Origin of the sequence: Sphingomonas sp. NFR15 (assembly GCF_900103265.1) — a bacterium.
Lineage (GTDB): Bacteria > Pseudomonadota > Alphaproteobacteria > Sphingomonadales > Sphingomonadaceae > Sphingomonas > Sphingomonas pollutisoli.
The window spans coordinates 214,359-226,070 of the sequence record NZ_FMWX01000008.1; the positions used below are offsets into that span (position 1 = coordinate 214,359).

At 65.2% G+C, this 11,712-nt stretch carries 16 protein-coding genes; 11 read left to right on the forward strand and 5 right to left on the reverse strand.

The genetic code is table 11. From position 1 onward, the window contains the following. Window positions 1–387 precede the first annotated feature (387 nt). The 6 genes from BLS81_RS17455 to BLS81_RS17480 all read left to right on the forward strand — a co-directional run bounded on the left by BLS81_RS17455 (window position 388) and on the right by BLS81_RS17480 (window position 4,675). Complete coding sequence (locus BLS81_RS17455; RefSeq protein ID WP_093225830.1) at window positions 388–687, forward strand: EthD family reductase; 300 nt, start codon at window positions 388–390, stop codon at window positions 685–687. Between the two features lie 42 nt (window positions 688–729). Next, window positions 730–1,554, forward strand: a complete 825-nt coding sequence (locus BLS81_RS17460) for an oxidoreductase (protein WP_093225781.1) — start codon at window positions 730–732, stop codon at window positions 1,552–1,554. Between the two features lie 49 nt (window positions 1,555–1,603). Further along, window positions 1,604–2,512 carry an alpha/beta fold hydrolase gene (locus tag BLS81_RS17465; RefSeq protein ID WP_093225782.1) on the forward strand — a complete coding sequence of 303 codons (909 nt, stop codon included), beginning with the start codon at window positions 1,604–1,606 and terminating at the stop codon, window positions 2,510–2,512. Continuing rightward, a complete protein-coding gene (locus tag BLS81_RS17470) occupies window positions 2,509–3,039 on the forward strand; it encodes a VOC family protein (protein ID WP_093225784.1) in 531 nt (176 codons plus the stop codon). Before BLS81_RS17465 ends, BLS81_RS17470 begins: the two co-directional genes overlap by 4 nt. Before the next feature lie 69 nt (window positions 3,040–3,108). Next, complete coding sequence (locus tag BLS81_RS17475; protein ID WP_093225785.1) at window positions 3,109–4,101, forward strand: alpha/beta hydrolase; 993 nt, start codon at window positions 3,109–3,111, stop codon at window positions 4,099–4,101. Between the two features lie 31 nt (window positions 4,102–4,132). Beyond that, on the forward strand, window positions 4,133–4,675 hold the full coding sequence (locus BLS81_RS17480) for a GNAT family N-acetyltransferase (protein ID WP_093225787.1): 543 nt from the start codon (window positions 4,133–4,135) through the stop codon (window positions 4,673–4,675). On the opposite strand, the gene BLS81_RS17485 is transcribed toward BLS81_RS17480, so the two are convergent. Beyond that, a complete protein-coding gene (locus BLS81_RS17485) occupies window positions 4,629–5,492 on the reverse strand; it encodes a LysR family transcriptional regulator (RefSeq protein ID WP_093225788.1) in 864 nt (287 codons plus the stop codon). The genes BLS81_RS17480 and BLS81_RS17485 overlap by 47 nt on opposite strands. 177 nt (window positions 5,493–5,669) lie before the next feature. Between BLS81_RS17485 and BLS81_RS17490 the strand changes: the two genes are divergently transcribed. The 4 genes from BLS81_RS17490 to BLS81_RS17505 all read left to right on the forward strand — a co-directional run bounded on the left by BLS81_RS17490 (window position 5,670) and on the right by BLS81_RS17505 (window position 8,836). After that, a complete protein-coding gene (locus tag BLS81_RS17490; protein ID WP_256326313.1) occupies window positions 5,670–6,200 on the forward strand; it encodes a sigma-70 family RNA polymerase sigma factor in 531 nt (176 codons plus the stop codon). Continuing rightward, window positions 6,190–6,831 carry an NrsF family protein gene (locus BLS81_RS17495; RefSeq protein WP_093225790.1) on the forward strand — a complete coding sequence of 214 codons (642 nt, stop codon included), beginning with the start codon at window positions 6,190–6,192 and terminating at the stop codon, window positions 6,829–6,831. The genes BLS81_RS17490 and BLS81_RS17495 overlap by 11 nt, the downstream gene beginning before the upstream one ends. A 113-nt stretch (window positions 6,832–6,944) precedes the next feature. Beyond that, window positions 6,945–7,526 (forward strand): DUF308 domain-containing protein, encoded by a 582-nt coding sequence (locus BLS81_RS17500; RefSeq protein WP_093225792.1) that lies wholly within the window; start codon window positions 6,945–6,947, stop codon window positions 7,524–7,526. A 26-nt stretch (window positions 7,527–7,552) separates the two neighbouring features. Next, complete coding sequence (locus BLS81_RS17505; protein WP_093225793.1) at window positions 7,553–8,836, forward strand: pepsin/retropepsin-like aspartic protease family protein; 1,284 nt, start codon at window positions 7,553–7,555, stop codon at window positions 8,834–8,836. Window positions 8,837–9,162: 326 nt separating this feature from the next. Here BLS81_RS17505 and BLS81_RS21175 read toward each other — a convergent pair whose 3' ends face one another. From BLS81_RS21175 to BLS81_RS20875, 4 genes are all read right to left on the reverse strand, one after another. Beyond that, a complete protein-coding gene (locus BLS81_RS21175) occupies window positions 9,163–9,837 on the reverse strand; it encodes a helix-turn-helix domain-containing protein (protein WP_256326314.1) in 675 nt (224 codons plus the stop codon). Between the two features lie 81 nt (window positions 9,838–9,918). Next, window positions 9,919–10,548 carry a response regulator gene (locus tag BLS81_RS17515; RefSeq protein WP_093225795.1) on the reverse strand — a complete coding sequence of 210 codons (630 nt, stop codon included), beginning with the start codon at window positions 10,546–10,548 and terminating at the stop codon, window positions 9,919–9,921. A 76-nt stretch (window positions 10,549–10,624) separates the two neighbouring features. Beyond that, entirely contained in the window at window positions 10,625–11,044 is a 420-nt protein-coding gene (locus BLS81_RS17520; protein WP_093225796.1) for a M17 family peptidase N-terminal domain-containing protein, read from the reverse strand. Window positions 11,045–11,080: 36 nt separating this feature from the next. Next, entirely contained in the window at window positions 11,081–11,224 is a 144-nt protein-coding gene (locus tag BLS81_RS20875) for a hypothetical protein (protein ID WP_176787232.1), read from the reverse strand. 222 nt (window positions 11,225–11,446) lie between these two features. Here BLS81_RS20875 and BLS81_RS17525 point away from each other — a divergent pair. After that, a partial coding sequence (locus BLS81_RS17525; protein ID WP_066693748.1) for a transposase occupies window positions 11,447–11,712 on the forward strand: 266 nt, incomplete at its 3' end.

Below are 11,712 nucleotides of genomic sequence, written 5' to 3' on the forward strand. Positions count from 1 at the left end.
CGCCCCGTCAGGACGACCGGCGGCAGTCGACCAAAACGCGTCGCTCGGCAGTCGCGCTTCCAACGGCAGCTTCCGCCGAAACCTGTCGCTCGCACCGCTGGCGCCGGAGATCGATAGTGTCCGCGCAATGATCGGCATCAATGGTGGTATACGGCCGGCCTGAAGAATTTGCGCTCCCGGAGACGGGCAGACATCGGACTGCGAAGGCCGCCGGCCCTAGCCCTCTGACCACCCGCACAAATCTGAACGGCAAGCGTGCAATGCTGGCCGTTCAAGAACAAATTCAAGCATCTAAATTGCCGTCATCGTCGGAAAGGAGTCGATCGAACTCGAGGCGGTAGCAGATTGCCGCGGGAGGTTCGGGTGCTCGCGAACAAGGACTCGAGGATGATCACGATGCTGGTGACCTATGCGGGCGATGCGGACACGCCGTTCGACCGCGATCATTGGATCAACGTGCACTTCCCGCTCGTGCGGGAAAGTTGGGCGCCTTATGGTCTCATCAGCGCGGCTGGCTTCTTCCCGCAAGCGGACGGCGCCGGGCCGATCGCCGTGGGCGTCGTCAACTTCCGAGACATGGCGGCCATGGAAGCCGCGCTCCAGGCACCGGAGACGGCTCGGGTCATGGCGGACGTCGCCATCGTCACCGCCGTCCAACCCCAGCGCAGCGTCCTGCAGCCGCTCTGAGCGGCGTGCCGTCATCGTCTGAAAACCAGTGGAGCGTATGTCATGAAAACCTGGCTCATCACCGGCTGCTCGAGCGGCTTCGGCCAGCGGCTTGCCCTTGCCGCGGCACGGCGCGGCGACCGGGTCATCGCTACGGCGCGCAACGTCGAGGCGATCGCGCAAATGGCCGAGCCGTTCGATGGTCGGATGCTCACCCTGCCGCTGGACGTGACCGATCCGGCGGCAGCCAGGGCAGTCGTCGCGCAAGCGGTCGACGCCTTCGGCGGGTTCGACGTGCTCGTGAACAATGCCGGCTACGCGCTGTTCGGCGCGATCGAGGAAGCCACGCCCGAGGAATATCGGCCGATGTTCGAAGTCGACGTCTTCGGGCTGATCGAGACTACCAAGGCTGCGTTGCCGGTCCTGCGACGCGCGGGGGGAGTGATCGTCAACATGTCGTCGGGCGCCGGAATCGAGGGACGGGGCGGCGGGGGCTATTACCATGCCGCCAAATTCGCGGTGGAAGGCATTTCCGAGGCGCTTGCCGGCGAGCTGAAGCCATTCGGCATCCGCGTGCTGATCGTCGAACCCGGGCCGTTCCGCACCGATTTTCTGGGCCGGTCCATCGCCATGGCGGCCAACGCAATGCCCGAATATGCCGCGAGCTCGCGCAAGCAGTATCGCGACACGGGCAACGGCAACCAGGCAGGCGATCCGGACAAGGCGGTCGCGGTGATCCTGCAGGCGGTCGACGCCGAGGACGCGCCGCTTCACCTGCCGCTCGGTCCTGCGGCGCACGCGATCGCCGAGCGGAAGCTTGCGGCCTTCCGTCGCGACATCGACGCTTGGCGCGACATCACGATCGCCACCGATTTCGATCGCGCCTGAGCGCGGGGCAGCGCTCCGTTTGAACATCCTATCCTATGGGAGAGCGATCATGATCGCAGCACTGCCGGGCTTTGCCCAGCAACTGGTGCCGGCGAACGGCATCAAGATCAACGCCGTCACCGGCGGCTCCGGCCCACCGATCCTGCTGCTCCACGGCTGGCCGGAGACCTGGTGGGAATGGCACCATGTGATGCCGCTGCTCGCCAAGCATTTCAGCGTGGTGGCGATCGATCTGCGCGGCGCGGGATTTTCCGACTGCCCGCAGGGCGGCTATGACAAGGCCACGATGGCGCGTGATGCGCACGGGGTGATGGCTGCCCTTGAGCACGCGCGCTACGCCGTGTGCGGGCACGATATCGGCGGCATGGTCGCATTGGCGCAGGCAGCCCTCCACCGCGAGGCCGTCACCCATCTGGCGGTTCTCGATGTACCGCTTCCGGGCTGGAGCCAGTGGGAGGCGACGACCGCAAGTCTCTGGCATTTTGGCTTCCATGCAGCCCGCGACCTGCCCGAACGCCTGATCCATGGCCGGGAACAGGACTATATTTCGACCTTCATGGCCGAGCGCTTCTACGATCACAGCCGCTTCGATCCGGCAAACATCGAGATCTATGCGAGGGCGATAGCGCTTCCCGGCCGCACCCGTGGCGGCATGGAATGGTATCGCACGCTCGACGCCGACCACGACGCCGCGCTCGCGTACAAGAAGCAGCCGCTCGAGATGCCGGTGCTCGGCCTCGGCGGAGACCAGCGCTTCGGCGCGCGGATGGTGCCGATGCTCGAGGAGTTCGCCACCAAGGTGACCGGCGGCGCGATCGCGCGGTGCAGCCATTATGTCGCCGACGAGCGGCCGGAGGAAGTCGCAGCCGCGCTGATCGACTTCCTCAAACCTGGCTGGACCTCCGCTCGCACCAATTCCCGCACGCAATCGAGCCAGAAACGAAGGAGAACGTCATGACCGCACCCGTCATTCGCGGCGTCAATCATATCGGCATCACGGTGCCCGACATCGAAGCCGCCAAAGCCTTCCTGGCGGAGGCCTTTGGCGCCCAGCTGATCTACCAGTCGTTCGGCCCGCAGGATCCGCCGCGACAGGGGGCCGAGTTCGAGCGCGCCGTGGGCGCGTTCCCAGGGACGGTCGTTCGCGCGCAGGCAATGGTCAAGATCGGCACCGGACCCGATATCGAGCTCTTCGAAATGCATGGACCCGAACAGGCGCAGCCGATCCGCGCGAGCGACTTCGGCATCACCCATTTCGCGCTCTACACCGATGATATCGATGCATCGGTCGCGCGCTTCAAGAAGGCGGGCGGCACCCCGCTGACGCCGCCGCGCGCCATCCCCTATGCGACTGAAAAAGGTCCGGGCAACAAGGTCTGCTATTGCCGCATGCCCTGGGGCACGACCATGGAGTTCATCACCACGCCGGATCGCATGGCCTATCATGACCAGACCGATCTGCGCAGGTGGCAGGACGAGGATTGAGGAGAGCGGGGCAGGGGCCTGAATCCTCGTTGTAAGACACGGAAAACCAACGAATCGAGGTTCGCGCTCATGGATGAACAAAGCTTCGGCGTGCGGTTGCCCGCCCGGGTGTTGCCCGCTCCCCAATCGATCAGCGCGGAGGCGCGCGCCGCGCTGGACCGCCTCGTGGATGCCGAGGGCATGCCGATCAATGCCAAGCACCCGATGCCCGGTCCCGAGGATCACGATGGCTGGATCCGGATCAAGGCGGCTGTGGATGCGCATTATGCCGCCGGCATCAAGGGGCTTGCCGGCAGTTTGCGCGCCAGCGTCGAAACCGTCCAACTCTGCGACACGGTTATCCACGTCGCCACGCCCGATACCGCAACCATCGCCGACGGGGCCTATCTCGATCTGCACGGTGGCGCGCTGGTATTTGGCGGGGGCGAGGCGTGCCGGCTCGGCGCGCAGATGCAGGCGGACCTGCACGGCGTGCGCTGCTACGGCGTCGATTATCGGACGCCGCCCAAGCATCCCTATCCTGCGGCATTGGACGATACTCTGGCGGCCTATGTCCATCTGCTTGAGCGTCACAAGCCTTCGGACGTGGTGATCGGCGGCAGATCCGCAGGCGGCAACCTCGCCGTCGCCATGCTGCTGCGGGCGCGGGAGGCGGAGCTTCCCATGCCCGCCGGTCTCGTCCTGCTATCCCCCGAGGTGGACCTGACCGAGTCCGGGGACAGTTTCGCGGTGAACCGCCTGGTGGACCTGATGCTGCCGCTGCCGCTGCGCGCGGCGAACCTGCTCTATGCCAACGGCGCCAACCTGTCCGATCCCGCGCTATCCCCACTGTTCGGCGACTTGGCGGGCCTGCCCCCGACCTTGCTCCAATCCGGCACCCGCGACCTGTTCCTCTCCAATACCGTGCGCATGCATCGCGCGCTGCGGAAGGCCGGGGTACCCGCCGAGCTTCACGTCTTCGAGGCGATGCCGCATGGCGGCTTCCTGGGCGGCACGCCGGAGGATCTGGAGCTGAGCGGCGAGCTCGTCCGCTTCGTCCGCACCTGCTTGCGCGACAGCTGAGGCCGTCGACCCATTTCTTCCAGGACCCCCTATGATCGACACCGAGCGGCTCCTCCTGCGTCCCTATGAATCCCGCGACGTGCCGGCGATCCTGGCGCTGTCGGCTGATCCCGACGTGCGCAGGTTCATCGGCAATCTCCCCGATTCCGAGGAAGCCGCTTGGACGAGGGTGCTGCGCTGCGCGGGCCATTGGAGCTTCTTCGGCTTCGGCACGCTCGCCGTCGTCGAACGGACGAGCGACCGGGTCGTGGGCGAAGTCGGTGCGGGCTTCTTCAGGCGTGGCGTCGATCCGATGCTCGACAGCGTGCCCGAAGCTTCGTGGCTCTTCTCGTCCGAAGTCGGCGGGCGGGGTTTGGCGTTCGAGGCGATGACCGGCCTTCTGCGCTGGCTGGCACAGGCCACGCCCCATAATCGCGTCGCCTGCCTGGTCGAGCCCGTCAACCTTGCCTCGCTGAAGCTTGCCGAAAAGCTTGGGCTCCGGCGGATCAAGGATCTCTCCTACCGGGAAAGGCCGTTCGTCCTGTTGGCTAGCCCGGCTCAACCTCTCGCAGGTGCTCGTCCAGCACCGCGATGAACGCGCGGAGGCGCTGCAGATGCTTCAGGTCGCGATGATAGCCCATCCAGATATCCCGGCTCGGCGGCGCCTCCGGCAGGTCGAGCCGGCGCAGGCCCGGGGTCTGGCTGCCGACGGCGCGGGGAAGGACGGCGATGCCGATCCCCTGTCTGCACATGCGCGCCTGTACGTTGCGGTTGTTCGAGCGCATCACCGTGGTCGCGTTGGGGAAGCTTTCCAGGAGCCAGGCGATGTCGGGGAAATGGCCCGTGGAGGTATCATGGGTGATCAGCCGGAAGCCGGTGCCGTCGCCGAACACCGGCTCGGGCGCGCTCGCGGCAATGTAGACGCCGTAGTGCAGCCGGGCGAGCCGTCGCTGGACGATGTCGGAGGTGTCGAAGGGCACGATCCGGAAGGCAATGTCCGCCTCGCGCTGCGCAAGGCTGAACAGGCGCGTGCCCGTCAGGATCTCGACATCGACGTCCGGATGCGCGCGCGTATAGTCGGAGACGACCAGGGGCAGGACATAGGCACCGAACCAGTCGGCCGAGGAGATGCGCAGGCAGCCGCGCAGATTTCGCTCCTGCCCGGCAAGCCGCCGCTCCATCGCCAGCGCGCCTTCTTCCATCTGCTCGGCCAGCGACACGATGGCGCTTCCCTCCTCGGTGAGGATAAGCCCCTCGGCAGTGCGCTGAAACAGCGTCTGGCCGGTCGCCGCCTCGAGCGCGCGCAGCCGCCTACCGATGGTGGGATGGCTGAGGCGCAGCGCGCGCGCCGCGCCGCCCAGCGTGCCGGCGCGCACCACGGCCAGGAAGATACGGACGTCGCTCCACTCCATGGTCTGTCCTTACGCGTTGCCGGGGCGGGGTACACCCTGCGGCAGAAAAGTTCGACGCAGAGTGACCGGCATCACGTCGCGGGCGAATAAGGATTCATGCGCCCGGACTTTCTTTCGAGACTCATCTCAAGGCCGCCCTCGGGGGCGCCGCGGTCCGCGCGCGGGCGGCCTGCCGGCATGGCGCCCGACAGCTGGAGCGGCCTGATGGAAGCGGCCCAGAACGGACACGGCGGCGCGTATCGGCGGCTGCTGGGAGAGACGTCCGAATGGCTGACGCGCTATTTCGAGCGGCGGCTGCCGCCCGGTGAGGTCGACGATGCCGTCCAGGAAACCCTGCTCGCGATCCATCGGCGGCGCCACACCTATGATCCCCGCTATCCCTTCGCCCCCTGGCTCGCGGCGATCGCCAAGAACAAATGGGTGGACCAGCTGCGCAGCCTGGCGCGCCGCTCGGCGGACGAACTGCCCGACGCAATCGCCACCGGCGATCACGAGGCGGCGGTGGTCAGCAGCTCGGTCCTCGCCAGCCTGCTCGACCAGCTCCGTCCGGTCCAGGCCCAGGCGATCCTGCTGGTCAAGGTGCAGGGCTATAGCATTGACGAAGCCTCGGCCCAGACCGGCCTCTCCCCGTCGGCCGTGAAGATGAACATCCACCGCGGGCTCGCCCGCCTGACGGCATTGATCGAGAAGACCCCCGATGTCGAATGAAGCCCTGATCCTCGACCTGTCGTCCGACCTCGCACCGGTCCGGCGGCGCAGCATGGTCCGCGAGTGCCTGCTGCTCCTCGCGCTGTGCGGGATGGAACTCGCCCTTGCCCCGGCTACGGGCCTGATGCGCGCCGACATGCACCATATGGGTTGGGCGCCCCATCTGATGTGGCGGGTAGCGAGCCTCGGCGTCCTCGCCCTGGCTGCCTGCGTGCTGGCGGTCCGATCCTTTTCGCCCACGGCACGGCCACGGCAGGGGCTGATGCTCGCCTGCGCGCTCGCGGTGCTGGCCATGGTCGGCGGTGCGTTCGTCACGCCCGCGGGCATGGGCGAGCTGGGGCTGCTCGACCGTATCGACCCGGCGAGCGGCGTGCGGTGCGCAACCTCGATCTTCGTGCTCTCGCTGCCGATCCTCGCATTGCTCGGGGCGCTGATGCGCCGGGCGGCGCCGACCCAGCCCGGGCTGAGCGCGCTCGCGAGCGGCATCGCCGCCGGGACCTGCGGCGCCTTCGTCTTCGCGTTCTGCTGTCCGTTCAACGACCCCCTCTACGTGGTGGTCTGGTACAGCGTCGGGTGCACCGCCGTGGTGTCCGTGGCGCGCTGGTGCCTGCCGCAACGCTTCCGCCTCTAGCCATCACCCGCGCGGCCGATCACCGGCCGCACGCTGCCTGAACCACCGACGATCGAGCCACCCGGCTTGCCGGGCGGGAGACGTGCGCCTGCATCACAGAAAGGAACCACGCCATGAAGACCATCACCGACGCGAAGTCCCCGGAACGCGACTGGCTCAAGACCTATTATTACCTGCGCTTCGCCGTCGCTGCGATCTGGGTCATCCTCGCCTTCGCCGTTGCCAGGACCATGCCGCCATTGGCCGCAGTGATGCTCGTCGCCTATCCCGCCTGGGACGCGCTGGCCAACTATCTCGACGCCCGCCGGAGCGGCGGCCTGACGCGAAACAAGAGCCAGATGCTCAACTTCGTCGTCAGCATCGTGACCGCCGTCATGGTCGCCGTGACCCTGCCGCACGGCATGCACGCAGTCCTCCAGATTTTCGGCGTGTGGGCGGTCCTCTCCGGCCTGTTCCAGCTCCTCACCGGCGTGCGGCGCTGGAAATCCTATGGCGCGCAATGGGCGATGACCCTGAGCGGTGCCCAGTCCGGCTTGGCCGGCGCACACATGCTCGGCAAGGCCGCGGGCGCCGCCCCGGTCAGCATTGCCGACATTGCACCCTATGCGGCATTTGGCGCCTTCTACTTCCTGGTCTCCGCGGTTTCGCTGACGATCAGCGGCGTGCGTCGCCGCGCCAAGGCCATGGCAGCGTGATCGGACTGGGATTGGGAGGCCACGGCATGGTGGTGCAGGCCATTCTTGCCTTGGCGGCTGCCGCCGCGACGCCCCCCAATGCCGCCTCGCCAGCCGAGAACCTGCTGCCGATCGACGCCGCGCTTGCGCGATGGGACATGGCCGAGGCGCGGATACTGGCGCAGGCGATGCCGAAGGGCGCCGAGCGCTGCGCGGTGGAGGGGATCATCGCGACCCGCGACAACCGTCTCGACGAAGTGTCGAAATCGCTCCCGCGATGCTTGGCGATATTGGAACAGACGCATTCTCCCCGGGCACATGCCGCATTCGAGGCGCTGTTCGACTCCTATGCGCGGCAGGGCGCGTACAGGAAGCAACATGCGTTGATCGTGCGGTGGCTCGCGGCCCATGGCGAGCCCGTCGATCCCGGCGAGCTTGCCGATCTGCGTGAGGCGCTCGGAACGGCGGCGGTGTTGTGCGGCGTGTCCGGACTCAAGGCAACAGGCAGCAGCTCCGCAACCTTGCGCAGTTACCGTAATGTGCTGGGCACGCAGAATGTCGATCTGACGGTGCGCGGCGTCACGTTCTCGTGGAATATCGATACGGGTGCCAACCTTTCCGTTGTAACCGAGAGTGCGGCCCGCCGGATGCGATTGGCGGTTCGCGATACCGGCGCACGCGCGGTGGGATTGACGGGACATTCGGTTCCAACACGAATCGCTGTCATACACAGGCTTCCGGTTGGCGGTGTGACCCTTCGGAATCTAGTTGCGATCGTCGTACCGGACAGCGCATTGTTCATCCGGTCTCCGCTAGGCAACTATCAGATCGACGCGATACTCGGCTGCCCTGCGCTCGCGCAGCTCGGGCGGTTTCGGATCGATGCCGACGGCACGTTTGCGATCGATCGAGCGGCACCGTTGCTCAGGTCTGGGGCGACGCTCTACATGAAACAACTGACACCAGTGGCCGAAGTGGAGATCGCGGGGCGCACGGGCTTGATGAGCATCGACACGGGGGCAAACCGAAGCAGCCTCCACGCGAGCTATGCTACCCGCTTCGCCGATCGCGCGCGCCTCTGGTCGAGCAAGCGAGACACGACGTTCGGCCTGGGTGGCAGCACCGAAGGCGACGTGGCAATCGAACCCCAAATCGCGATCACGGCAGGCGCGGCAACCGTCGTCGAACGAGACGTGGCCGTGACGTTGGAGGGCGACAAGACGGCGCCCGTTCTTGGCAATCTTGGACAGCCCGCATTGACGGCCAGGGGGAGCTACACGTTCGATTTTCGTACGATGCGGCTGTTGCTCGGGCCCGAGGTTCCACATTGATGTGCGGCACGCTTCGTATCAGCGCCTTTGCAATTGACAGCTGAATGTCTGCTTCTGGCGATAGCGGATGTTCAACTTATCACAGCCCGATGACCGCTTCGTCCCAAGCAACGTCGATCAGGGTTCCGGCCGCTGTCGACCACCTTCAGCCGTTCGTCGGCGGCGTGTTGAACGGCGGCCTCCGCCGAAACCTGCCGCTGACCGGGGGGCAGCTTTCTGGCAGCAGCGCGCCTAATTGCGGTCGCGCTGTCGAAGCCACGCTTCCATGGCGGTCACAGGTACCTGACGCCCCTCGATGTTGAGAGAAATTCGAACCGCCCGCTGAACTAAGGACCGGTGCTTGGCGTGAGAAATATGTGCGCCCAGTTGCGTCTCCAGCTGAGTGGTGTCTCGCCGACCATTCGCCGGAAAAGGCGAGTGAGATGAGCTTGGTCGGTAAGACCGCAGGCAAGGGCGATCTGGCTCAGCGGATCGCTGGTGCGAAGCATCAGCGATTGCGCACGTCGCACACGCCGCCGGATCAGAAAGGCATGAGGGGTCTCCCCAACGCTCACCTTGAAGGCGCGGCAGAAATGACCGGTGCTAAGTTGCGCGACCTTTGCCAGTGCGTCCACAGTCACCGGCTCCGTCAGTCGCGCTTCCACATGCTCGCTGACCCGACGAACCTGCCATGATGCGAGCCCGCCTTTGCTGATTCTGCGCTCATGCGGGCCCGGAGGCATAGAAGGCAAAAGAATGCTGTCGACCGCCGGTTCACTGGCAGCGAGGATGGCTTCAAGCCTGTCCAGAAAGGCATGCGCGGATTCCGGGCCCTGTGCGAGGGAGCGCCGGACCTGCGCGAGTAATTCGCTCACACCATGCGTCAGCTCAGGGGATGTGGTTTGATGCGAACTCGCGCTGGGCCACGCCGTTGCGTGCAGAACCAGAGAACTCGCGGGCACGGCGGGTGCCTGCCGGGCTGCACGTTCTGTCATTTGCGGTTCGGACCGGGTTTCGAACATGTTGGCGACTGTAGTGCCGCTCAGGCCGGCAACGACCCCGGTGGGGTAAGCCGCATAACCCTCTTTTGAGTAACTTGCGTGCTACAGTTCTATCAGCCCACGCTTGGCCGCCAACGTCACAGCGTGCGTCCGATCGGCTGCACCCAGCTTCGCGAACATGGCTTTCAAATGCGCTTTGACGGTATCCTCCGAGATACTGAGCTGAAACGCTATTTGCTTGTTCCGATTACCTTTTGCAGCAAGCGACAGCACTGCGATTTCGCGCTCGGTCAAGGTTTCCGACGCGATGTACATCGCAATGTTGGTCGCGACCTGCGCGTCGATGTGCTTGCCCCCGGCATGAACCGAGCGGACCGCCTGCAGCAGTTCCTTGCGAATGCTGCTCTTGAGTAGATAGCCTGATGCCCCGGCGCGCAGTGCGCGAACGGCGTGCGCGTCGCCTTCGTATGTGGTCAGGACGATGACACGGGCTCTGGGCGATAGAGCCCGAATCTCAGTGATTGCCTCATCTCCGTTGAGTCCCGGCATCTGAAGGTCCATCAGAACAATATCCGGGAGCAGTGCCGCGTGCTGCTGAACGCCGGCCTCACCCGTACCGGCTTCACCGACCACGACCATATCTTCCTGAGTCTCAATGACCCTGCGCACGCCTTCGCGCAGGAAGGGGTGATCGTCGACGATGAGAATGCGGATCGCTGCGAGTGCAGACAAGGCAAGACTTTCAACGGGGCAATGAGGTACCACCTATGGCGCTCCTCAATGCGTTTGCAAGCTTGGGAGTCCTCGTTCAGCAGGCAGCGTATTTGACAAAGGCACGGCTCAACGAAGCGTGCGTTGCCGTCAGGCGCGCTGAGTCAGCACAGAACAACCAAAGCTTCGCCTCCGCCTTTGACGGCGCGGTGGCACATTGAAACAGGCCCCCGAGCATCTGTTCAGCGATCACGTCGGGATCGTTGAACTCTATGCCGCTATCAAGCAGGCTTGGCGCGAAACTTGCGGAACTTGCGCAACGTCGACGCACATCCCTAGCCGCGGACTGCAGTGCCATCCCGAGGATGGCCGGTGTCCAGTGGACGGGATCACCAAGACCGACGAGGAGAATTGTCGAGGCCTTGATAGGCGGAGCAATCGATGAAAGAGCCAGTAATTCGCCTGGGGCGGCGCGAAAAACACTATCTCGGCGCAGGCGGGTCGCTGCGTTTCCCATCGTACGATCCAAGTGTAAGAGCCCGCCGATTGGCCCCTAAGCCAATTCACGGGTGAACATCCCCACCACGGCAACTTCGACATCGGCAGTAACCGAGTCTCGCGGTCCGACGGCGATTTGCAGATCGCGGTGCACCCCGACCAACAAGGCATCGTTGGTAGCCAGCAAAGTCGCTGTCATCTGTCCGCTCCCCCGACCATTTGCCCGGCTCCCGAGACGGAACGAACCTCCGAATCTCGGCGTCAATCGCGGTTTTCTGGCTGCGTAGCGACTGACGTGCTCCCCTGATTGTTACCAGTTAGAGGTAGAGTCCGGCTCCTTCTGACCTGCTGCCCGTTTCTTGGGCCGTTTTGAGCTGGAAAATTCCAGTTATGGAGAAGGGCCAGGGAAGCGGAGTGAGCGATGAAGAGGTCGAAGTTTTCGGAGGCGCAGATCGCCTTCGTGTTGAAGCAGGCGGAGGATGGGACGAGCGTCGGCGAGGTGTGCCGCAAAACGGGGATCAGCGAGGCGACGTTCTATGCGTGGCGCAAGAAGTACGCGGGTCTGATGCCGTCGGAGATGCGCCGGCTGCGTCAGCTTGAGGAGGAGAACGCCAAGCTCAAGCGGCTGGTGGCTGATCTGAGCCTCGACAAGGCGATGCTGCAGGATGTCGTCTCGCGAAAGCTCTG

Coding starts and splice junctions, on each gene's coding strand:
- BLS81_RS17455 (WP_093225830.1), top strand. CDS start 388: ATGATCACGATGCTGGTGACCTATGCGGGCGATGCGGACACGCCGTTC.
- BLS81_RS17460 (WP_093225781.1), top strand. CDS start 730: ATGAAAACCTGGCTCATCACCGGCTGCTCGAGCGGCTTCGGCCAGCGG.
- BLS81_RS17465 (WP_093225782.1), top strand. CDS start 1,604: ATGATCGCAGCACTGCCGGGCTTTGCCCAGCAACTGGTGCCGGCGAAC.
- BLS81_RS17470 (WP_093225784.1), top strand. CDS start 2,509: ATGACCGCACCCGTCATTCGCGGCGTCAATCATATCGGCATCACGGTG.
- BLS81_RS17475 (WP_093225785.1), top strand. CDS start 3,109: ATGGATGAACAAAGCTTCGGCGTGCGGTTGCCCGCCCGGGTGTTGCCC.
- BLS81_RS17480 (WP_093225787.1), top strand. CDS start 4,133: ATGATCGACACCGAGCGGCTCCTCCTGCGTCCCTATGAATCCCGCGAC.
- BLS81_RS17485 (WP_093225788.1), bottom strand. CDS start 5,492: ATGGAGTGGAGCGACGTCCGTATCTTCCTGGCCGTGGTGCGCGCCGGC.
- BLS81_RS17490 (WP_256326313.1), top strand. CDS start 5,670: ATGGCGCCCGACAGCTGGAGCGGCCTGATGGAAGCGGCCCAGAACGGA.
- BLS81_RS17495 (WP_093225790.1), top strand. CDS start 6,190: ATGTCGAATGAAGCCCTGATCCTCGACCTGTCGTCCGACCTCGCACCG.
- BLS81_RS17500 (WP_093225792.1), top strand. CDS start 6,945: ATGAAGACCATCACCGACGCGAAGTCCCCGGAACGCGACTGGCTCAAG.
- BLS81_RS17505 (WP_093225793.1), top strand. CDS start 7,553: ATGGTGGTGCAGGCCATTCTTGCCTTGGCGGCTGCCGCCGCGACGCCC.
- BLS81_RS21175 (WP_256326314.1), bottom strand. CDS start 9,837: ATGTTCGAAACCCGGTCCGAACCGCAAATGACAGAACGTGCAGCCCGG.
- BLS81_RS17520 (WP_093225796.1), bottom strand. CDS start 11,044: ATGGGAAACGCAGCGACCCGCCTGCGCCGAGATAGTGTTTTTCGCGCC.
- BLS81_RS20875 (WP_176787232.1), bottom strand. CDS start 11,224: ATGACAGCGACTTTGCTGGCTACCAACGATGCCTTGTTGGTCGGGGTG.